Source organism: Streptomyces sp. NRRL WC-3618, assembly GCF_001280005.1.
Taxonomy (GTDB): domain Bacteria; phylum Actinomycetota; class Actinomycetes; order Streptomycetales; family Streptomycetaceae; genus Streptomyces.
This window is the reverse complement of sequence record NZ_LGDW01000347.1, coordinates 46,701-67,470: the sequence shown is the minus strand read 5'-3', so window position 1 is coordinate 67,470 and position 20,770 is coordinate 46,701. Positions and strand designations below refer to the sequence as shown.

Here is a 20,770-nt window from a genome sequence, read left to right as displayed (position 1 = left end):
GCGCCGGGGCGTCGTCCCTGTGCGCGCGGACCGTGGGGCTGGGCAAACCGGCGGCCATCAGCGGGGCGAGCGCCAGGCTCACGGCGTAGATCCAGAAGGGCGCGCGCCAGCCAGCTGCGCCGACGGCGCCGCCCACCGCGAAGAAGACGGTGGGCGACGCGGAGGCGCACATCGTTTGCAGGGCGAGGTACTTCACCCGCCGATGGCCGGAGTAGTAGTCGCCGATCAGGGTGGTGCAGCAGGTCATGATGGCGGCCTCGGTGACGCCGACCAGGGCGCGGCCGGCGATGATGCCGCCCAGCGAGTCCAGCCAGAGCGGGGCCGTTCCGAACACGGCGTACAACACGGTCGCCACGACCAGCAGGCGCTTGCGGCCCACCCGGTCCACGAACACACCGGCGAACGGGGCCAGCAGCGCCAGCGCCAGCGACGGAACGGTCAGCGCGAGGGGCACCAACGCGGCGGCGCCGGGGACCGACACGAAGTGGTCCTGCATCTTGGGCAGCACCGGGGCGATCAGCACCGCCCCCAGGATCGGCAGACAGCTGCCCGCCATCAGCAGGGACACGCGCAGCAGATGGGCAGGGCCCGAAGTGGCCACGGACGACGGAGCGGCGTCGTCGACCGGGATGGGGGACGACACGGCAGAACGGAACCGGGCATGGCGACTCCAGGGACGGTGCGGGGAGCGGGCCTGCCTTTCACGGGCGCCTGCGGCGCACGGCATGCTGCGGACGGCCCGGCGTCGGCGGCTGGTCCGGACAGCGGCGCGCGGGTTGGGACGACTATGGGTCGTCGGTGGCCCGGTCGCCATCCTCCGCGCGATCCGAATTCCGTATCGCGACCATCCACGCCGTGGATGAGCTCACCGCACTCTCAGGTACCCCTGGGCATACCCCGGCGTGAGTCGTGCGGCGCCCGCACAAACCGCGCCGCCCGACCGGTGGAGGCCGGGCGGGCGGTGGCGTCGCGCGTCGTGCGCCGTGCGGTCGGGACGGCTACGCGCCGGCCGTGAGCGCCGGCCCCGTGACCCCGGCCGGAGCGGTGAAGCGCACGCTCTTGAGGGCGACGGTGAGGACGGTGGTGGTCAGGACTCCGCCGGCCACCGCGAGCAGGAAGAGGAGAGGCCGACCGGTGTCGCCGAGGGCGAAGACGCCGCCGTACGGTGCCTTGCTGGTCGGGCCGAGGATCATGACCAGGGCGCCGGTCACGGCGCCGCCCGCCATCGACGCCGGTATCACCCGCAGCGGATCGGCGAGGGCGAAGGGCACCGCGCCCTCGGGGAGGAAGGCCGCCCCGAACAGCCATCCGGTCTTGGCGTAGCTCCGCTCGCCCTCGGTGAACAGGCCGCGCCGCACCACAGTGGCCAGCGGCAGGGCCAGTGCCGGGACCATACCCGCCGCGATGACGGCGGCCATCATGGTCATGTTGAGGGTGCTGAACCTCGTCGGGTCGTCGCCGCTCAGTTCCACCGCGCCGAAGCCGATGGCCGTCTTGGTGATCATCCCGCCGAGGTCGGCGCAGGCCATCGCACCCAGGAGGAGCCCGGTGGCCACGGTGTTCTCGAACTGCAGGCCGGCCAGTTGGCCGTGCAGCCACCCGCACAGGAGGTTGAGCAGTGCTCCGACGACTCCGATGATCAGGAACACGCCGGCCACGGTCGTCACCAGCGGGAACAGCCACGTCGAGGTGAGACCGTGCCACCGGGGAGGAACCGTGACCCGCTGGAACGCGAGAGTCAGAAGGCCGGCGAACACCCCGGCGGCCAGACCCGCGAGGGCGCCGCCCTGGACACCCGCCGCAGCCAGACCACCCACAGCCGCCGGTACGATCGCGGGCCGCCCGGCCACGCCGTGGGCGACATACCCGGCCACCACCACGGGGAGGAAGGAGAGTGCGCTGAGGCCGCACTTGAACAGCAGCGACGCCCAGGTCTGCGACTGGCTCCAGTCAGCTGTGGAGAGGAACTGCGAAGCCGTGTTGGAGAGCTCCGGACCGGCGAGGACGAGCGCGAGGACGACCATCACGCCGGGTATCGCGACGATCGGTCCCAACTGGGGTGCGTAGGCCGTCAGCCGGGTGCCGAACTGCCGGCCGGGCGGGCCGCTCGGGCCACTTCGGCTGCTGCGGGGCGCTCGCGTGGGGTGGTTGCGACGGGACATGGGAATGCTCCTGGTGTGGTGGAAGACGTGTGCGTACGCGTGTGCGGCGGCAAGCTGCGCCTGGAGGGTGCCGGACACCCGTGAGCCACGGATGTCCGGCACCTCAGCCGTCACGACGACGGCGACGTCCGCAGCCCTGGTGACTGCCCGTCAGTGCGTCGTGATGAGGTCGGCGTTGAACGAGCCGAGGATGTTGTCCAGGTTCACGCCGACCATGTGGATGGTGCCGCAGCAGTCCCAGTAGGCACCCGCGTTCGACCCGACGATCCAGGCCGCGGTGTCGGAGTGATCCATCACATAGATGGGCGCGCCGGAGTCTCCGGGCTTGGTCTCCATCCCGTTGTTGTACCTCGGGTAGTTGGTGCCACCCTTTTCGAAGACGAACCCCGCGTTGTTACTGATGCAGACGTCCGTTCCCGGCCAGCAGATGTTGAACTGGCCGTTGGAGATGGGGTGGCCGCAGTGGTTGAAAGAGACCGCGCCACTCACGCACACCCGCAGGCCGTGCCACACCGGCTGCTTCCCGAACACTCTCGCGTTGCTGCCGCTGATGCTGTAGCCACCGGTGTAGATCAGCGGGGCATAGTCCGTGCCGCCGATCACCTCGGCGTCGATCCTGTTGTCGCGCTGCTTCACCTGGCCCACGTACTTGGGATCACTCCCGACACCCCCGTTGTAGCTGCGGTTGTAGATGTTGTTGAAGTAGCGGTAGCAGTGCGCGGCGGTCACCAACCCGTGCTCGCCGTTGCGATTGCTTCGAACGGCGAACCCACTGGTGCAGTTCACTCCGCCCATCGCGCCGATCAACGCGTCCCCGCCCCAGAACGGCGACCAGTCGGCGAACCTGGTGTTCTGGGCTTCCATCCGGGACTGGGACGTCACCAGCTGCCCCGGATGGGCGTCGCTCAGCTTGTCGAGGTCATCCTGCGGAGCGTCGCTCCGCACCCGGAGCTTGTCGCTCTGGGCGTCGTACTCCGTCGCGACGCCGTAGGTGGACGCCTCGGGCGCCCACTCACGATTCGTGATCGTCTTCGTCACATCGTCCAGCGTGGCCTTCGTGAACTGGCTGATCTTGACGGTGGCGTGCGAGTCGACCGGGAGTTCGGCGGTGACCGCCGCCTGCTCGTCGCCGGACGTTCCGGCCGGCAGGACCACCACGGGATCGGAGGCGTCACCGAAGACGCCCAGGGCCGCGTGCTCATCGGCGATCTTGTCGAGCTGCTGCGTCGACTGCTGGTCGGGCGCCGGAGCGGGGGGTTCGGCGGGGGCGTCCGTGGGCGCCGGCGAGTCGGTGGGATCGGCGGGGGCGTCCGTGGGCGCCGCTGAATCGGTGGGGTCGGCCGACGGTGTGGCGGAAGCCGTGGCCGCGGGGGGATCGGACGGGTCGGCGTGGGCGGCAGTCGCGGGCACCGCGAGGAGGGCCGCGGCGACGGCAGTCACCGCGAAGGCCCTCCGTACGCGTGCTGCTTCCGTTCTGATTCTCACTTCTTGCTCTCATTCTCAAAGCGGGCGGCCGGTGCCACGGCGAGGCGCGGGGCCACCAGGGTTCGCCCGGGGAAGCGGAGGTGTTTCGAGCCGAGGCTGAGCGGGTCGGCCCGGTCGGCGCGGGGAGCCGGCCCACTTCCGGCACGGTGCGGCAGCCCCGAGCGCCTGAACGGGCTCCTGGCGCTGAGAACGATGATGGTCCGCGAGGCCGCCGGGATCATGCGTGCTTCTACCCATTCCCGGGGAATTGGGTGATGGGGCTCGTGGGTATCGCCGGCGGCCCCGACCACCCGGTGCCGTTTCGTGAGCCCGGCCGTCGTCCCGGCATCCCGGCCACGAGGCAGACAAATGCGCCGTCCGGCATCGTTCACGCACGATGCCGGACGGCGCGCGGGGGAGCCGCCGGTGATCACACGGCGGGAACCCGGCTCTGCGTCCACCAGGCCGCGATCTGGGCGCGGCGGCAGAGGCCGAGCTTGGTCAGGATGTTCTCGACATGCCGGTCCACCGTCCTCGGGGAGAGGTTCAGTGCCGCCGCGATCTGCCGGTTGGTCATGCCCCGGGCGACCAGCTCGGACACTTCCTCCTCGCGCCTGCTCAGCGGTTTCACGATGCCGGCCGAGACGGCGCTGTCGGCGGGCGCGGGTTCCCGCTGCAGGGCGAGGTGGATGGCCTGGGCCGGGCTGTCGTGCCGGCTGCCGTCGGCAAGGGCCTTCAGGTAGGCCGCCCGGCCCAGGGCCGCGGCGACCGCTTCCGCGCAGCGCGCGTGGTGTTCGGCGTATTCGGCGCCGGGGGCGATGTCGACGCTCCGGGCCAAGGCGCTCACGGCGCCCAGCAGTAACGCCGACCGGTGGTGGGCGCCGCGTGAGGCGGCGATCCAGGCGAGCAGTTCCAGTGCTCTCGAGGTCGCGATGAAATCGTTGAAGTCGCGCAGGATCTCCAGGGCCGCCTGGATATGGGGCAGAGCCTGCTCGGCGTCGCCGCGAGCCCACAGTTCGTATCCCAGCGCCAGCAGCGCGTAGGAGCGGCAGTGCCGCTCTCCGTGGGCCTGTGCGAGGGCCACCGCGCGTCTGCCGGTGTCGGCGGCGCGCGGGTCCGCCAGTCGGCTCTGGGCGATGGCTATCTGGAAGAGCCAGAACAGCGGTTCCACGGTCTCGCGGGCACCGCGGTGAATGGCCAGAGCCTCCTCGAAGTGGGCGAGAGCCTGCTCGGGCCTGTCCGCGAGGAGCGCCGAGGTACCGCGGAGCCCCTGGGCGTGGGCGCGGACGGACGGGTTCTCCAACTGGTGGCCCAGCCGTTCGACCTCGTCCAGCCGGGACTGGGCCGTCGCGGGGTCGGCCTGCAGCAGAGCCAGATAGGCGGCGGCGGACAACGCCCGCGCCCGCGACAGAGTGGGTTCGGGGGCCGCGGCGAGTGCCCGGTCCAGCTGCTGGCGCCCTTCGCCGAGCAGACCGTTGGCGCACCAGTGGAAGCGAAGCGCCGCGGCCAGCGCGAGCCCGGCCTGTGCGTCCGCGCCGAGGTCGACACCGGCATCGCTGTCACCGTCGTTGTCGGGGGAACCGTTCGAGAACTCCAGAGCCATCCGCAGATTGGCGTGTTCGGCGCGCAGCCGGCCCAGGGCCTCCTGCTGGCCGGGGCCGTACCAGCGCAGCGCGAGGCGTTCGGCGAGGGTCAGGAAGAAGTCGCGGTGCCGCCGCAGCAGCCGCCGCCGGTCCGACTCGCAGAGGCGGGCGTATCCGTACTCGCGCAGGATCTCCGGCAGTTGGTAACGGGTCAGACCGTCACGGTCGCAGGTGCTCACCACGGACTGGGCGACGAGTCGGTCCAGCAGGTCCAGCACCCCGGCCGGGGCGATGCCGTCGCCCGCGCACACCTCCTCGGCGGCGTCCAGCCCGAAGCCGCCGCGGAAGACGGCCAGCCGGTTCCACAACAGCCGCTCGGCGGGGGTGCACAACTCGTAGCTCCACTCGACCGTCCCCCGCAGGCTGTGGTGGCGCGGCGGTGCGGTGCGGGAACTGCCGGTCAGCAACGCGAACCGGTCCGTCAGCCGCTCCATGGTCACTTCGAGGGTGAAGCTGCGCAGTCGGGCCGCGGCGAGCTCGATGGCAAGCGGAAGCCCGTCCAGTTCCGTGCACAACCGGACGGCCTGGGCCCGGTTGGCGTCGGTGATGCTGAAGCCCGGTCGGACGGCGGTGGCCCGGTCCTGGAGCAGCTCGACCGCCTCACCATCGGCGGCCAGGGGCGTGAGGACGTGCACGTTCTCACCGACGACCCGCAGTGTCCGGCGGCTGGTCGTCAGGACGCGCAGCCCGGGACAGGCGGACAACAGTGCCGTGGCCAGGCTCGCGCTCGCGTCGGTCAGGTGCTCGCAGTTGTCCAGCACGATGAGCGCCCGGTGCCGGGCCAGATGGTGCGTGAGCAGCTCCAGTGCCGATCTGGTGCCGTGGTCGGGGAGTCGGAGCGCTCCCAGGGTGGTCGCGGCCACCATGGACGGGTCCCGCACGGGAGCCAGATCGACCAGCCAGACTCCGTCCGGAAAGGCCTCACGGGAGAGCTCGCCCACCCGCAGCGCCAGCCGCGTCTTGCCCACTCCGCCGGTGCCCGTCAGGGTCACCAGACGCACGGTGCGCAGCAGCCGGCGAACCTCCGCCACCTCCCGTCGCCTGCCCACGAAGCTGGTCAAGGGTGCGGGAAGATTGCCGGCGACAGGGATGAGGGTGGTCACGCTTCACCTCGCGCTTGCGGACATCCGTGGGATGTACGGCTCCGTAGCGGTGCTGCGCCGAACCACCGGGGGTCACGTCGCAGAAGCGTATCCGGCACCCGGTTTCGGGACACGGGTAGTTCTACGGGGGTAGGTACCCGAGTTCTACTCGTCGCGCGGCTGGTTCAGGGCCCACCAGGCGGCGATCTGAGCGCGGCGGGAGAAGCAGAGCTTGGCGAGGATGCGGTCCACGTGCCCGTCGATCGTGCGCTGGGAGAGCACCAGCTCGCCGGCGATCACCCGGTTGGTCATCCCCTTGGCGACCAGGGCGGCGACCTGCTGCTCACGGCGGGTCAGCGGGGAGGTCGCGGGCGGCGGCGCGGCCGGTTCGGCATCGGTGAGGGCGCGGGCGATGGCCTGGGCGGGGCCGTCGACCTCGGCGCCCTCGGCCAGCGCTCGTTCGTACCCGGCTCGGCCCAGTGCCCGCAGCACGGCGGCCTCGCAGTCGGCGTGGTACCCCTCGTCGCGCGGGTCGCCGGCGACGACGGCGGTGCCGGCGTCCTCACGCAGAGACTGTGCCATCCCGAGAAGGCGGCCGGCCCGTCGGTGGTCACCGTCCGAGGCGGTGATCCAGGCGAGCTGCTCGACCATCTTCGCCACACCGAGGGTGTCGCTGAAGCCCCGCAGCGTCTCCATCGCGGAGACGGTCAGGGCCGTGGCCTCCTGCTGGTCGCCCTGGGCCCAGGCGCTGCGGCCCAGCACCATCAGCAGATGGGCGCGGGCCCACCGCTCACCGTGCGTCCGCGTGTCGTCGAGTGCCTGGCGGCTGGTCTTGGGCGCTGAAGCGTCCCCGGCGATTGTCTGGACGATGGCCAGCGCGCACCGCCAGGTGACCTCGCCGAACCGGTCGCCGAGTGCCGTGTGCGCGGCCACCGCCTGCTCGATCAGGGACAGGGCCTGATCCAGCCGACCCGAGTAGAGCGCCGCGACTCCCCGGTGGCCGCGCACGTGTGCGGCCACCCCCGGCTCGTCGAGACGTTCGGCCAGCTCCTCCGCCTCCGACAGCCACCGCTGCGCCTCCGCCAGGTCGAACTGTTCCCCGACCACGTAGGCGGCGGCCAGCAGGGCACGGGCGCGGGCCGGCGTCGGTTCCGGAGCCGCCTGGAGCGCCCGTTCCAGTTGCCGCCGCCCCTCGCTGAGGAATCCGCCAGCCACCCAGTGGTAGAGCAGCGCACCGGCAAGCTCCAGCCGCGACTGCCGGTCCTTCGGCGTCGCCCCCTCGGCCGCGCCCGGGTACTCCAGCGCCGCCAGCAGGTTGGCCTGTTCGGCGCGCAGCCGGGTCAGGATCTCCTCCTGGCGGGACCCGAACCAGTCCTGGTGGAGGCGCTCGGCGAGGGCGCGGAAGAAGTCGTGGTGGCGACGCCGGGCCCACTCCTCCTGGCCCGAGGCCACCAGTTGCTCCCGCCCGTAGGCGCGGATGCTCTCCAGCAGCCGGTAGCGTGCCGTGCTCCCGTCCTTGGGGTGCTCGACCAGGGACTGTGCGACCAGCCGGTCCAGTACGTCCAGCACCTCGCGCTCGTCGATGCCCTCGCCGGCGCACACCCCCTCCGCCGCCTCCAGGGTGAAACTCCCGGCGAACACCGAGAGCCGGGCCCACAGCAGCCGCTCCGCGCGACCGCACAGCTCCCAGCTCCAGTCGATCGCCGCACGCAGGCTGCGGTGCTGCGGCTGAGCCGTCCGGCTGCCCGTGGTCAGCAGCGCGAACCTGTCCTCCAGCCGGTCCACCGCCTGCTCGACGGTGAGGGTCCGTAGCCGGGAGGCGGCCAGCTCGATCGCCAGCGGCAGCCCGTCCAGGGCCGCGCACAGCCTCGCCACCTGGGCCCGGTTCGCGTCGGTGACCTCGAAGCCGGGCCGTACCGCGACGGCCCGCTGGCGCAGCAACTCCGCCGCGTCGTCGGCCGGGAGAGAGGAGACGTCGAGGGTGTGCTCACCGGTGAGCTGGAGCGTCTCGCGGCTGGTGGTCAGAATCCGCAGCTCGGGGGCGGCCGACAGGAGGTGCCGGCACAGGTCCGCGCACGCCTGGGTCAGGTGCTCGCAGTTGTCCAGCACCAGCAGCACCCGCCTCCTGGACAGATGCGCGGTGAGCAGCTCCTCGAGCCTGCGGGCACCCACGTCCGCCACTCCCAGCGCGGCGGCGACGGCACCCGGCACGGCCGACGGCTCGTGCACCGAAGCCAGGTCCACCAGCCACACCGCCGAGAACGCCTTCGCCGACCCGGCGGCCACTTCCAGAGCGAGACGGGTCTTGCCCACCCCGCCCGGCCCCTTCAGCGTGACCAGCCGCGCCACCCCCAACAGACGGCGGGCCTCGGCCACTTCTTCCCCCCGGCCCACGAAACTCGTGAACGGGGCGGGCAGACCACTGACACCAACCCCAGTACTGGTCACGCGGTCCGCTCTCTTCCGGCCCGGCGAGAATCCCGCCGGACGTCCGCCTCTGCGCCGGTCGGCTTCGCGGCCACCGACAGCTGCACGGGACGACAGTACAGACCCTGGGTTCCGTCGGGTCACAACCGATCCGGTGTCCCACCGTGTACGGGGCCGGTGGATCGAGGTCTGAGCTCAGGCGGCGACAGTGAACCCGTGCCGGCTGCCGAGCGCTGTGAGGGTGGACTGGCCCGGGATGCCGTCGGCGTTCGCTCCGGTGAACCCCTGGCGACGCTGGAAAGCCGCGTAGGCGTCGACGGTACGGGACCCGAAGGATCCGTCATCGCCGAACGCCGGGTCCAGCAGCCCTTCCGCGACCAGGGCAGCCTCGACGGGCCGGACGTCCGCAGGGAACGTCGTGTGCCCCTGGGCGGCACCCGGGTCGGTGCGTGCGGCAGTGACGACGTGCGAGAGGCTGACACTGATACCGCCGGATGAGGCACCGGGCCGTGGAGCGCCCTTCTTCACCCATGTTTCGAGCGGTTCGCCAGGGCATTCGGTGGCGAAGCCATCGCGGTGGCCTTTGATCTCCGTCCCGGCGCCGCCCTTCGCCCGCAGCAGGTCGATGGCGTCGCGAATGCCTGCCAGTTGGGCATTGGTCGGATGGGTGAGGCCGGAGTCTCCCACCATGCCGCACACCGAGTAGTGGTGCAGGTTGAGCTGGTGGTCGCCGTTCGCGGCTTGCAGTTTGTGCAGGCCACGCCCTTCGAAGACATGTCCGTGTGGACAGACCACGAAGCTGTAGGCGATGTCGGAGTAGTTCTCCTTATGGTTCGCCAGATGAGCAGCCTGCATGTCCCGCACTCGGCCGGCGCACTTGACGTGGTTCTCCGGCTTGGCGAGATCGGACGGAACGGGGGCGCCCTCATAGTGGACCTTCACTCCATGAGTGGACGCTATGTGCACAAGAGGCGATCGGGGCGGTTTGGCCCCCCAGTCGGCACGAGTCACGAGATGCATTTCGCACTCCTCACTTGCGAGTGGCGGGTAGACGCCGTCACGCGCAAGAGCAGGCGGTATTACGGGAGTTGGGTCGGTGAATGCGCAAGTACCCGCGATATCCGCAGCACTTGAGAATCTCACCGCAGACCCGAAGGCGATGTTCGCGGCTAACGCATGGCATATACCTAGCGCCTTTATCAGCGTGCATCTGCACACTCGGAGAAGTCAAGCAATGCACTCCGGTTGCCCCGTTGCCGATACGGCCATACGGTCGACGTAACGAATCCTACGTGCCTCGCAGCCTCGTTCTGTATACGCGTCAACAATGACAGATCGAAAAATGAGAAGGCGCAGGAAAGAAAATGAAACTGACCGAGCTGAGATCCCTCGCCACACAGGTGGGGGTTCACCGGTAGTGACATCCACATCGCGGCGGCCGTCGCCATGGCGGAATCCGGAGGCGACCCGGACATTGTCGAGGACAAGAAGCTGGTCGACAACAAGTGAGGGCCGTCCTACGGCCTCTTCCAGATACGTTCCCTCAAACACCCGGAGCAGTTCTCCGGACCGGACAAGCGCAGGATTGCCGGACTCAAGGACCCGCTCTGCAACGCCACGACAGCAAAGGCCATCAAGGACGCGCACGGCTGGGAACAATGGTCCGCATTCAGGAACCGGGCCTACCTCCAGCACATGGATGGAAGCACTGGTGGCGGCGCCGCCAAATTCGAGCCCTTCCCTGGTGCTTCGTTCTTCCACGCCGGGCAGAAATCGGCGATCATCGCCGCGATGCACAGCGGATTGTCAGCGAAGGATGCAATCAATACCAGTCCAGCCACGGCGCCGACGGGGGATGTGAAGTCCTACGCCGCGTGGCAGCGAAAGCTCCACTTCTCAGGCAGCGACGCCAACGGCATCCCAGGCAAGCACAGTTGGGACATGCTGCACGTCCCCGACGTCTGAGCCCGCGAGCGGCCGGGGTGGCGCGGGCGCCGAGGGCCACAACCGACGGCCTGCACCAACCCGTTGGGGTGGTGCAGGCCGTCGTCGTCCCGGGTTTTCTCGCAGTGTCAGCTCGTCCAGCTGTGGGCCACGTCGACGACCACCCGGTCGTCCAACTGGGTCACGCGGAACGGCAGTCGGGCGCGGACGCCGAGACCGACCTGCGTCTCGCCCTCGTAGGTGCCGCCGAACCGGGTGTCCCGGAAGGTGGTGTACCCGTTGACGTTCACGCTGGGCAGGTGTTCGCCCACCTCGCCCGGGTAGGTCGGCACGCCGGCCTCCAGGTCGTAGCTCCACGCGCCGATGCCGATGTTGAGGATCGCCCCGCCGGCGACCGGAATGTACTGGCCCGAGGGGTCCGCGTGGAACCGGTTGACGTACTGCACCTGGTAGCCGATCCGGCCACCGCCGGGGATGTCGAACACCATGCGGTCGTAGCACTCGTGGCGTCCGGTCCTGATGTCCACCAGGTGATCGCCCCCCATGAGGGCACCGCCCACCTTGGCGCCGCTGCCCCAGCCCGTCGGGCATGCCGCCGCCGTGCGTGAGCTCTCCGCCGGCGCCGCGCCGGCGGTGCCGGCCGCCGTCCCCAGCATGGCGCCCGCGAGCACGAACGCCATCCCTGCTGCTCTGATACCCCGCATAGTGTCCCCCTTGGTCGCGTAACTCTGATGCTGGGTGAGACGGCCCGTAACACCGGAAGGTTGTATGCCAGTCGGGACAATTGGGTGATCTTGCAGTCCACACACCCCGCGCCACGCGTGACGGCACAGGCGTGCGCCGGTCCTGCCAGTGCCACCCTTGGTGGTACGGCCGCATGTATGGCCGCACGAGGAACAAGGAGAAACCAGCATGGCGATTCAGCGGATGGACAACGTCGGCATCGTCGTCGAGGACATGGACGCCGCCGTCGCGTTCTTCGTGGAACTCGGCATGGAGATGGAGGGCAGGGCCGAGGCCGAGGGCCCCTTCGCCGACCGGTGCACCGGACTCGACGGCGTCCGCTGTGACATCGCGATGCTCCGGACCCCGGACGGTCACAGCCGGCTCGAGCTGGCGAGGTACCGCAGCCCCGCGGCGATCAGCGCCGGTCCGCGCAACCGACCGCACAACATTCTGGGCACGCACCGCGTCATGTTCGCCGTCGACGACATCGAGGACACCGTTGCCCGACTGCGCCCGCACGGCGCCGAACTCGTCGGCGAGATCGCCCGGTTCGAGGACATCTATCTGCTCTGCTACCTCCGCGGCCCGGAGGGCGTCATCGTCGGGCTGGCCGAGCAACTGCGCTGAGACGAACGCGCCCGAACTCCTGCGGCCACCCTGGTTCGGTGTCAGCGGGTTCGGGCCGCAGCGGCGTCGCGGAGGAGTCCGGCGAAGGTCACGGCGGCGGGTGTGAGCGAGTGGCCGGCCATGCGCACCAGGAGGATGCGGCGAATGGGGGCCGGCGGCTGGAGGGGCAGGATGTTGACGCCGGGACGGATACCCTCCAGGGCCAGGGTGGGGGCGAGGGCGACGCCGATACCGGCGGCGACCATGGCCTGGGCTTCCTGGTAGTCGTGGGCCTCGTAGGCGATGTGGGGCTCGAAGCCGACGTCGCGGCAGCCTCGTACGAGGGCTTCGGCCACCGGGTGATGGTCGGCGCGGGTGATCCAGGGGTCGTGTGCGAAATCGGCGAGCGATGCGGTGTCGCGGGCGGCGAGTGGATGGTTGTCGCTGACGAGAAGGGCCGGCGGGTCATCGAGGAGGGGCGTGATGACGATGTCCTCCCGGTCGATCCGGCTCCAATCGTAGTCCCACATCAGCGACATTTCGATCTCGCGGTTCTCCAGCATGGTCCAGAGTCCGGCGATGCGGGCGCTGCGGACGGTCAGCCGTACGTCGGGGTGGGCGTCCCGGAAGGCGATCACGGCCTGCGGGAGGAGCGAGGCGCCGACGGTGGGGAAGGTGCCGACGCGCAATGTGCCCGCGCGCAGCCCGGCATAGTCCGCGAGTTCGTTTTCCGCGGCCCGCAGTTCGCGTGCGATCCGTTCCCCTCGTTCGGCCAGCACCCGTCCGGCATCAGTGAGGGTGACGCCCCGGGCGTGTCGTTCCAGCAGGGGCTGGCCCGCCTCCGTTTCCAGGCGGCTGATCTGCTGTGACACCGCTGACGGAGTGTAGTTGAGGGCGCGGGCCGTCGCGGTCACCGAGCCGCGCCGGGCGACCTCCGTGAACAGCAGGATGCGTCGGACGTCGAGCATGTCGACACCTCCAGCCTTTAGTTCACCTTAATAGCCATGCAGATTTCCGAGATTGTACTTCACGCTGCCGTAACCCACGGTGGAGGACACCACGCACGGCGAGACCGGCGGTGGGCTTCCCTTTCCCCTTTGTGAGGAGTCAGTTGTGCTGCGTCTGCAGGGCGAGATGATCCGTGGCGGAACCAGCAAGTGCTGGATCTTCGACCAGCGCGACGTGGCCGCGACCGGCGTGGACGTCGATGCCCTCCTGCTCGCCGCCTTCAACGCCGCCGACCCCCGCCAGATCGACGGCGTGGGCGGCGCCTCCTCCACCACCTCCAAGGCCGCCGTCGTCCAGGCGTCGAACCAGCCCGGCGTGGACGTCGAGTACGCCTTCGCACAGGTGGGCATCGGCGACGAGCGCGTGGAGTGGGCCAGCAACTGCGGCAACTGCGCCACCGCCGTGGCCCTGTACGCCATCCACCACGCTTTCGTGCCGATCGCGTCGGACACCACCACCGTCCGCATGCTCAACGTCAACACCGGCGCGCGCCTCACCGGCACGATCCCCACCCCCGCGGGTGTGGCCCCGGAGGAGGGCACCGCCGTGGTGCCGGGTACCTCGGCGCCGGGCGTGCCGGTCCTGCTCGGGTTCCAGGACCCGGCGGGCTCGACGACCGGGTACGCACTGCCGACCGGCCGGGCACTGGACGAACTGACCGGCCCGGGCGGTCCCGTCGAGGCATCCCTCGTGGATGCCGGCGCGCCGGCCGCGCTGTTCGAGGCCAAGGCGTTCGGCCTCGACGGCACGGAATCCCTCACCGAGTTCGCCACCGCGGTGCCGGCGCTGACAGTGCTGCGCCGTCAGGCAGCGCTGGCCATGGGCCTGGCGCGCGAGGGCGACCCGGTCAGCCACGCGGTGCCGAAGGTGGGCATCGTCGCCAGGCCTGCCCCCTATCGCACCACCCAGGGCATACTCCTCACCCACGACGAGTACGACCTGGCCGTGCGCATGGTCTCCATGCACGCCCCACACCCGGCGATCGGCCTGACCTCCGCCGTGGCCCTGGCCACGGCAGCCGCCACCCCCGGCACCCTCGCCCACCGCGTCGCCCGGCAGACCGCCGACGGCACGCTGCGTCTGGGCACCCCCGCCGGCGTGGTCACCACCCGAGCCGTCCCCGCACCGGACGGCGCGTCCCCCACGGTGCTCCTGCACCGAGCCGCCCGGCGTATCGCCCAAGCCGAACTCCTCGTTCCCGTCCTGGAAGGACGCCCCGCATGAGCCGCAACGACGCCGCCCCGGGTACCGTCACCGCACCATCCGGCCGCACCCGCCGGATGCTGTCCCACCTGTACATACAGTGCCTGATCGCCGTCCTCCTCGGCGCCGCCGTGGGTGCGCTGTGGCCGTCCGTCGGCACCGACCTCAAGCCTCTCGGTGACGGCTTCATCGCGCTGGTGAAGATGCTCATCGCGCCGATCATCTTCTGCACAGTCGTCCACGGCATCGCGTCGATGGGCAACGCCCGCGCGGTCGGCCGGGTGAGTCTGAAGGCGCTGGTCTACTTCGAGGTGCTGACCACCGTGGCCATGGTGATCGGCCTGGTCGTCGTCAACGTCGTCAAGCCGGGCAGCGGTCTGCACATCGACCTGTCGACCCTGTCCACCAAGGGCCTGCCACCGGAGGCGACCACGGCCCACGAGGGCTTCACCGACTTCCTCCTCGCCACCGTCCCGACCACCCTGGTCAGCGCTCTGACCGGCAACGAGATCCTGCCGGTACTGCTGGTGTCGGTGCTGTTCGGCTTCGGCCTGCACGCCAGCGGAGAGGCCGGCCTGGACATCGCCCGGGGCGTCGAGAAGTTCTCCACGGTCCTGTTCACGCTCATCCGCTGGATCATGCGGCTGGCCCCCCTCGGCGCGTTCGGCTCCATGGCCTTCACCATCGGCCACTACGGCCTGGGCACCCTGCGCCATCTGGCCCTGCTGGTCGGCTCGTTCTGGCTGACCGCCCTCTTCTTCGTCCTGGTCGTCCTCGGGACCGTGATGCGCCTGAACGGACTGCGGCTGCTGCCCTTCCTGCGCTACATCAAGGAAGAGCTGCTGATCGTCCTGGGCACCTCCTCCACCGAGCCCGTCCTGCCGCGCATGATGGCCAAGCTTCAGCACCTCGGCGCCTCGAAGCCGGTCGTCGGCATCACGCTGCCCGCCGGGTACTCCTTCAATCTCGACGGCACCGCCATCTACCTGACCATGGGCTCGGTCTTCCTCGCCCAGGCCCTCGGCATCGACCTCAGCCTCACCCAGCAACTGGCCATGCTCGCCGTCATGCTGCTCACCTCCAAGGGCGCCGCAGGCGTCACCGGCTCCGGCTTCCTCGCCCTGGCCGCCACTCTCAGCGCCGTCCCGCATGTCCCGGTCGCCTCCCTCGCGCTGATCTTCGGCATCGACCGGTTCATGTCCGAAGCCCGCGCCCTGACCAGCCTGGTCGGCAACGGCGTCGCCACCCTCGCCGTCGCCCGCTGGGAGGGCGAGCTCGACGAGGACCGCGCGAAAGCAGTCCTGCGCGGAGAGATCCCCTACGCCCCCGCTCCCTCCCCGGTGACAGCCCTGCTCGACCCGAAGGAGACGCCCGCACCCGCACCCACCCCCGACCCCGTCCCCGCCGCACGCTGACGTCACATGTGGGCCGGCCCGGAGCAGACGCTCCGAGCCGGCCCACATACGTATGTCAGACTCGGTCGGCGGCGATGAGCAGGTACTGGAAGGACCCGTCCTTGTACGAGTTGGTGAACGCGTCCTCAATTCCCGTGACCAGCGACGACGTTGCCCGCAGCTCCCAGTAGGGGAGAGTGGCCGGCGTGAGGTCGATGACCGCCTGAGGCACCAGGCGGTTGTCGGCCATGGCCCGCAGGTACTCCCGGCGCGAGTGGATGTTGCACTCGAAGTGCGCGTTGATCTGGGAGACCCACTTCGACGGCTGGCCGTACCGAGGGTTCCAGCAGCCGGTGATGGTCACGTAGCGACCGCCGACCTCGAGGATGCGGGAGTGCTCCGCGAAGAGGTCCTGCAGATCGACGTACATGCTCGACTCGTTGTTCCACGAGGCCGTGGCCTGCCCGGTCTCGAAAGGCGTGGAGAGCATGTTGCAGACGCGGGCGCGCACATGGTCCTGGATGCGGAGTTCGTGGGCACGCCGGTTGGCGAAGTCGGCCTGCTTGGCCGACAGCGTGACACCTTCGACCTTGCATCCGAAGCGTTGGTGCGCCATCACCATCGACCCACCGCGCCCGCAGCCGGCGTCCACCAGGGTGTCGTCCCGCTCGATGTCGCCGAGGTGTTCCAGGAGGAGATCGGCCTGCGCCGACTCCAGGCGGTGGAGCTCGGCGATCAGCCTCTTCTCGCTCTCGCTGTCCTCGGCATCGCCGAGTGCCGAGTGGTCGACTTCACCGATGCCGTAGTGGTGGTGATACAGACCGTCGACATCGCCGAGACGCAGGTTCACGGGCCTGGCCTCCCCGTCCCAGTAGCGGGCGATGTCTCCCTGGTAGGGAGTCGCCGGGCCGGGGATGCGCAGACGCGCGTCGGTGGTGGCGGTGAGTTCGGTGCTGACCGTGCTGCTCACAGATGAGTCCATTCTTGCTACCAGAAATCGGGCAGGCTGTAGCGATAGGTGTTGGTCCGGTGCCAGTTGTGGTTGCCGTCGACCCAGGCGGCCACGCCCCGAAGGAAGCGCTGGAGACTCGGGAGGGGGCAGTCGGCGGTCAGGGCTTTGGCTTCGGTCTCGAAGGCGTGCATGAGGTCGTTGTGGATCTCGACCGACTTCAGATAGGCGTCCCGGTCGGAGAGGCCCTCACGTTCGGCGATCACGACGGGCAGGTTCAGGTGCCGGCCAGGAGCGTCGAGTTCCTTGGTGTACGAGTACAGGTCGTTCACGATGGTCGTCGCGTTCGAGGCGAGTGCGATGACCTTCTGCATGGCGGCCTGGGAATGCAGGTCCATCGGCAGTTCGTAGCCGCCGACGGTGTCGGTGATGGTCGGGCAGGGGCGGAAGTTGTTGAACTGGCGCATCGCCAGGTACTCCCACACCTCGGGTACGCGGTCCAGCTGTGCCCAGGCGGCTTCGGCGAGATACCCCAGGTGAAGCCGGGCCATGTCGTGCCGGAAACGGTCGCTCTGGGAGGGACTGGCCGCCTGGACGAAGTAGTCCATGGCGGAGCGGTAGGCGCGCCGAGGCGCGTCCGAGTGGAGCGACTTCGCCCATGGCGCCTGGTACTCCTCCGTCGTGTGGAGGGGGTCGAGTGCCGTGTGTGCCAGCAGAAGGCGTTCGCCGAGGCCGACGGGCGAGCCCCCGTGGTCCTCGCAGTAGTAGTCATCCAGCGCGTTCTCGGCCACCATCAGGCGGGTGGCGATCATCAGGTGGTCGACGGTGGGCGCGTCCGGATGGCAGCCGACCATGTAGCGGCCCACGGAGAACCCGTCGAACTGCTCCTCCAGGTCCTTGGGATACAGGGAGACCTCGTCCAACGCCCAGGCCTTGATCCTCCGGCTGACCTCTTCGACCCGCACCGGGTCGGGCTCGGCCACCTGGTGGTGGTAGAGGCCCGGGATCGGCGTGCCTTCCGCGGCCGTGGCTGCCGACGGCTTCGAAGGCGTCGGTGGCTCCTCCCGCAGGATCAGCCGCAGGCCCGCCGTGCCCAGTCCTGTGGGGCCGCGCAGGATCCGTTCGAGGCCGGGGATCGGTGTCGGCACCTCGCCTGTCGGTACCACGGTTGTTGGCACGTCGGCTGTCGGCACCACGGTTGTCGGCACCTCGACTGTGGGCACCACGGCTGTCGGGGCATCAGCGGGAAGCGGCGGTGCCGACACGACAATTGCAGGCGGGACGGGCAAGGCCGGCGCACCGGGTGAGTCGCCGGTGGCGGCCTTGATATCGCAGGCACGGGCCGCGGCTTCAGCGAGGACATGCGCCCCGAAATGGGCAGCGGCCGCGGGCAGGCTCGGCTGCGGAGGTGTCGGCTCGGGCGCGGGCATCGATGACTCCTTGGTGGGGTGGGCGGCTGTCCTGGGACCCGTCGGGCACGCGCGGCCGACTCGGAGGGTCCGGAGGGGGCAGCGGGACTTGCGGTCCGGGCCCGCTACCTGGGCCAGCGGGCGATCTGCACGTTCTCCAGTACGCCGACCGCGTCCGGCACGAGGATGGCGGCCGAGTAGTAGGCGCTGACGAGGTAGGAGGTGATCGCCTTCTCGTCGACGCCCATGAACCGGACGGACAGACCCGGTTCGTACTCGTCCGGCAAACCCGTCTGATGAAGACCGATGACGCCCTGCTTGTCCTCGCCGGTACGCATGCAGAGGATCGAGCTCGTCATCTCCCGCGTGATGGGGATCTTGTTGCAGGGAAGGATGGGCACCCCGCGCCAGGCCGGAACCTGCTGACCACCGATGTCGACGTGGTCCGGACAGAGCCCGCGCGCGTTGAACTCACGCCCGATCGCCGCGATGGTTTTGGGGTGTGCGAGGTAGAACTTCGACCCGCGGCGGCGGCAGAGCAGCTCGTCCATGTCGTCCGGGGTCGGCGGGCCGGAGCGCGTCTGGATGCGCTGCTTGAAGTCGGCGTTGTGGAGTAGACCGAACTCCCTGTTGTTGATCAGCTCATGCTCCTGGCGCTCGCGCAACGCCTCGACGGTGAGCCTGAGTTGCTCCTTGGTCTGATTCATCGGCCCGTTGTAGAGGTCGGAGACCCTCGTGTGGATCCGCAGAATGGTCTGCGCGACCGAGAGTTCGTACTCGCGCGGTTTCAGCTCGTAGTCGACGAACGTGCCGGGCAGATCATGCTCGCCGGTGTGGCCGGCCGACATCGCGATCTCCGCCTCGCCCTTGCGGTTCTGGCGTTGCCGGGGAAGGGACTTGAACCCCTCGATGTGGTCCCGGAGGCCCGGCGCGGTGGACAGCACCGCCTCGAAGTCGGCGCGCGACAGGGTGAGCAGGGTGCCCGAGGTCACGGCGGTGGCGGTGTGCTCCCACGGGGCGTTCCCGTCCAGCAGCGCATGGTCCCCGAACCGGTCGCCATTGGCGAGTACGTCCACGGCGACCTCGTCGCCGTACCTGCCGACGGAGGTCCGGCTGACGCGGCCGTGGGCGATCAGGTGGAGTTGACGCGCGGGCGCACCGCGCTCCACGAGCGTCTCGCCGACCCGGAAGTCGCGTTGGACGCACCGATCGGCGAGGGCGGTCAGCACCTCCACGTCGTCGAAGCCGCGTAGCAGGGCCAGTTCACCGAGCTCCTGGGGGATCACCCGGACAGCGGCGCCGTCCTGGACGAACTCCACGCTCCCGTAGCCGACGGTGTAGGTCAGACGACGGTTGACCCGGTAGGCCCCGCCCTTGGCCTCCACCCAGGGGAGCATCCGCAGCAGCCAGCGAGAGGTGATCTCCTGCATCTGCGGGGCGGACCTGGTGGTGGTGGCGAGGTTGCGGGCGGCCGCCGTGCCGAGGGATTGTCGGGGCGGCTCCAGTTGCGCTTCCGGGCTCGAGTCAACAGTCATCGGGCGAGCTCTCCTTGCTCAAAGCGGTGATGGCACCTGTATGGGCTCATCGGACCAACAGGAGAAAAGGGGGGTATTCAAGGGAGAATCCGTCCAGATCCAGGTGAACAGTAGTGGCCGCTTCGTCCTGTGGACCAAGGAAAGTCGGGGACATTAACTCGATACGATGATCGCGCCCGCACGATGTTTGCCCGGGCGCCGACCGGGTTCGGGCCCCGTTCGGGCGGCGCGTCCGCCGAACTCTCCGCCGACCCTTGTCGCGCACGGACAACGCCGGGGCTTCGACTTGTAACGTCCGTACAGGACACCGGAGTTCGGCGGAGGGATAGGGTCGTCGGTCGTACCGCCTGACCGACGGTAGGAGCAAACAGCATGGATCCCTTCGCCGTTGTCCCCCAACCGGTCGGGGCGTTGTCATCTCCCGGGTGCGCAGTCGGCCCGACCCGGCGGGGGCGAAGACGCGTCCTCGTACCGATGGGCGAATGAACCGTCGGCGTCACGCACTGGCCGAGAAGTGTGCCGTGGCCACGACGGTTCCGTCCGGGGACATCAAGCGGGCGCCAGTCACCGTCGCGGGATCGACCTCGGCCGGTGCGCCCCAGTACCCGTAACCGTCCTTGAGCGGGAACGAGCCCACCGGCACCGCCGATCCGTCGCCGTGCACGAGCAGACACCGCACCGGTCCCTGGCCGGACCTGCCGAGGTCGACGGACATGTACACCCAGCCCTGGCCACCGGTGTGGGCGAAGATACGGCCCACCTCATGGCCGTCGGCGACCAGGGCCGCCTGTCGCAGGCCGCCGTCCGTCCGCTGCGAGACCGCCGTAGGCGCGCCCACGACTGCCGTGCCGATCGCCCATCCACCGACACCGCAGGCCAGGGTCGCGGCCACCGCGGCCGCCGCCAGCCGCAACCGGTGCCGACGCCCCTGCCAGCGCCACTGTCCTTGCCGGTTCCGCCGCCGCTGCCACACCCGACGGCGCTTCGGAGCGGGCTCCGCGCCCAGGGCCCGTACGACCCGGCTCTCGAAGCCGACCGGCGGCTCGGCGTCCGGCAGCAGCGTGAGCAGGTCGTCGCCGACCTCCGTCAGCCGCGCGACGCGCTCCCGGCACTCCGGGCAGTCGTCCAGATGGGCGACCGCCTCGGCCCGCTCACGGGCCGGCAGGACCCCGAGCGCCAGTTCGGCGTCCAGCTCCCGCAGCCGCTCGCACTCCATGC

The 20,770-nt window shown here is 69.9% G+C and carries 15 protein-coding genes and 2 pseudogenes; 5 read left to right on the top strand and 12 right to left on the bottom strand.

Features of this window, described 5'->3' with window-relative positions; translation table 11 throughout:
• Position 1: 1 nt before the first annotated feature.
• The 6 genes and pseudogenes from ADL01_RS25180 to ADL01_RS25150 all read right to left on the bottom strand — a co-directional run.
• Positions 2-663: pseudogene (locus tag ADL01_RS25180) on the bottom strand (MFS transporter); the annotation flags it as partial.
• Positions 664-998: 335 nt separating this feature from the next.
• The gene (locus ADL01_RS25175) at positions 999-2,162 is read right to left on the bottom strand and encodes a fructose-specific PTS transporter subunit EIIC (RefSeq protein ID WP_053744290.1); all 1,164 of its coding nucleotides are present in this window, start codon (positions 2,160-2,162) and stop codon (positions 999-1,001) included.
• Positions 2,163-2,312: 150 nt separating this feature from the next.
• A complete protein-coding gene (locus tag ADL01_RS25170) occupies positions 2,313-3,602 on the bottom strand; it encodes a hypothetical protein (RefSeq protein WP_053744289.1) in 1,290 nt (429 codons plus the stop codon).
• Between the two features lie 454 nt (positions 3,603-4,056).
• Positions 4,057-6,372: an ATP-binding protein gene (locus ADL01_RS25160; RefSeq protein WP_053744287.1), complete on the bottom strand. Its 2,316-nt coding sequence runs from the start codon at positions 6,370-6,372 to the stop codon at positions 4,057-4,059.
• A gap of 144 nt (positions 6,373-6,516) precedes the next feature.
• A complete protein-coding gene (locus ADL01_RS25155; protein WP_053744286.1) occupies positions 6,517-8,799 on the bottom strand; it encodes an ATP-binding protein in 2,283 nt (760 codons plus the stop codon).
• Positions 8,800-8,973: 174 nt separating this feature from the next.
• Entirely contained in the window at positions 8,974-9,633 is a 660-nt protein-coding gene (locus ADL01_RS25150) for an N-acetylmuramoyl-L-alanine amidase (RefSeq protein WP_234354783.1), read from the bottom strand.
• Positions 9,634-10,224: 591 nt separating this feature from the next.
• Here ADL01_RS25150 and ADL01_RS46575 point away from each other — a divergent pair.
• Positions 10,225-10,383 (top strand): annotated as a pseudogene (locus ADL01_RS46575) (N-acetylmuramoyl-L-alanine amidase); the annotation flags it as partial.
• 90 nt (positions 10,384-10,473) lie between these two features.
• On the top strand, positions 10,474-10,743 hold the full coding sequence (locus tag ADL01_RS46570) for a peptidoglycan-binding protein (RefSeq protein WP_234354782.1): 270 nt from the start codon (positions 10,474-10,476) through the stop codon (positions 10,741-10,743).
• 107 nt (positions 10,744-10,850) lie between these two features.
• On the opposite strand, the gene ADL01_RS25140 is transcribed toward ADL01_RS46570, so the two are convergent.
• Positions 10,851-11,426 (bottom strand): AMIN-like domain-containing (lipo)protein, encoded by a 576-nt coding sequence (locus ADL01_RS25140; protein WP_053744284.1) that lies wholly within the window; start codon positions 11,424-11,426, stop codon positions 10,851-10,853.
• A 208-nt stretch (positions 11,427-11,634) separates the two neighbouring features.
• Here ADL01_RS25140 and ADL01_RS25135 point away from each other — a divergent pair, with 208 nt between their 5' ends.
• The gene (locus tag ADL01_RS25135; protein ID WP_053744283.1) at positions 11,635-12,075 is read left to right on the top strand and encodes a VOC family protein; all 441 of its coding nucleotides are present in this window, start codon (positions 11,635-11,637) and stop codon (positions 12,073-12,075) included.
• A gap of 41 nt (positions 12,076-12,116) precedes the next feature.
• On the opposite strand, the gene ADL01_RS25130 is transcribed toward ADL01_RS25135, so the two are convergent.
• Complete coding sequence (locus ADL01_RS25130) at positions 12,117-13,022, bottom strand: LysR family transcriptional regulator (RefSeq protein ID WP_053744282.1); 906 nt, start codon at positions 13,020-13,022, stop codon at positions 12,117-12,119.
• A 145-nt stretch (positions 13,023-13,167) separates the two neighbouring features.
• Between ADL01_RS25130 and ADL01_RS25125 the strand changes: the two genes are divergently transcribed.
• Both ADL01_RS25125 and dctA read left to right on the top strand, forming a co-directional pair.
• Positions 13,168-14,286 (top strand): PrpF domain-containing protein, encoded by a 1,119-nt coding sequence (locus ADL01_RS25125; RefSeq protein WP_053744281.1) that lies wholly within the window; start codon positions 13,168-13,170, stop codon positions 14,284-14,286.
• On the top strand, positions 14,283-15,680 hold the full coding sequence (dctA, locus tag ADL01_RS25120; RefSeq protein WP_053744280.1) for a C4-dicarboxylate transporter DctA: 1,398 nt from the start codon (positions 14,283-14,285) through the stop codon (positions 15,678-15,680). The genes ADL01_RS25125 and dctA overlap by 4 nt, the downstream gene beginning before the upstream one ends.
• A 55-nt stretch (positions 15,681-15,735) precedes the next feature.
• Here the strand turns inward: dctA and ADL01_RS25115 are convergent, their stop codons facing one another.
• From ADL01_RS25115 to ADL01_RS25100, 4 genes are all read right to left on the bottom strand, one after another.
• Entirely contained in the window at positions 15,736-16,641 is a 906-nt protein-coding gene (locus tag ADL01_RS25115) for a geranyl diphosphate 2-C-methyltransferase (protein ID WP_053744279.1), read from the bottom strand.
• Between the two features lie 5 nt (positions 16,642-16,646).
• A complete protein-coding gene (locus ADL01_RS25110; RefSeq protein ID WP_053744278.1) occupies positions 16,647-18,038 on the bottom strand; it encodes a family 2 encapsulin nanocompartment cargo protein terpene cyclase in 1,392 nt (463 codons plus the stop codon).
• A gap of 104 nt (positions 18,039-18,142) precedes the next feature.
• Positions 18,143-19,552 carry a family 2B encapsulin nanocompartment shell protein gene (locus ADL01_RS25105; RefSeq protein ID WP_053744277.1) on the bottom strand — a complete coding sequence of 470 codons (1,410 nt, stop codon included), beginning with the start codon at positions 19,550-19,552 and terminating at the stop codon, positions 18,143-18,145.
• 496 nt (positions 19,553-20,048) lie between these two features.
• Positions 20,049-20,768 carry a hypothetical protein gene (locus ADL01_RS25100; RefSeq protein WP_107090991.1) on the bottom strand — a complete coding sequence of 240 codons (720 nt, stop codon included), beginning with the start codon at positions 20,766-20,768 and terminating at the stop codon, positions 20,049-20,051.
• Positions 20,769-20,770: the final 2 nt, after the last annotated feature.

What these genes read in the sequence shown, in the direction of transcription:
- ADL01_RS25175 (WP_053744290.1), bottom strand. Translation starts at nt 2,162, where the DNA reads ATGTCCCGTCGCAACCACCCCACGCGAGCGCCCCGCAGCAGCCGAAGT.
- ADL01_RS25150 (WP_234354783.1), bottom strand. Translation starts at nt 9,633, where the DNA reads ATGCAGGCTGCTCATCTGGCGAACCATAAGGAGAACTACTCCGACATC.
- ADL01_RS46570 (WP_234354782.1), top strand. Translation starts at nt 10,474, where the DNA reads ATGGATGGAAGCACTGGTGGCGGCGCCGCCAAATTCGAGCCCTTCCCT.
- ADL01_RS25140 (WP_053744284.1), bottom strand. Translation starts at nt 11,426, where the DNA reads ATGCGGGGTATCAGAGCAGCAGGGATGGCGTTCGTGCTCGCGGGCGCC.
- ADL01_RS25135 (WP_053744283.1), top strand. Translation starts at nt 11,635, where the DNA reads ATGGCGATTCAGCGGATGGACAACGTCGGCATCGTCGTCGAGGACATG.
- ADL01_RS25130 (WP_053744282.1), bottom strand. Translation starts at nt 13,022, where the DNA reads ATGCTCGACGTCCGACGCATCCTGCTGTTCACGGAGGTCGCCCGGCGC.
- dctA (WP_053744280.1), top strand. Translation starts at nt 14,283, where the DNA reads ATGAGCCGCAACGACGCCGCCCCGGGTACCGTCACCGCACCATCCGGC.
- ADL01_RS25115 (WP_053744279.1), bottom strand. Translation starts at nt 16,641, where the DNA reads ATGGACTCATCTGTGAGCAGCACGGTCAGCACCGAACTCACCGCCACC.
- ADL01_RS25110 (WP_053744278.1), bottom strand. Translation starts at nt 18,038, where the DNA reads ATGCCCGCGCCCGAGCCGACACCTCCGCAGCCGAGCCTGCCCGCGGCC.
- ADL01_RS25105 (WP_053744277.1), bottom strand. Translation starts at nt 19,552, where the DNA reads ATGACTGTTGACTCGAGCCCGGAAGCGCAACTGGAGCCGCCCCGACAA.
- ADL01_RS25100 (WP_107090991.1), bottom strand. Translation starts at nt 20,768, where the DNA reads ATGGAGTGCGAGCGGCTGCGGGAGCTGGACGCCGAACTGGCGCTCGGG.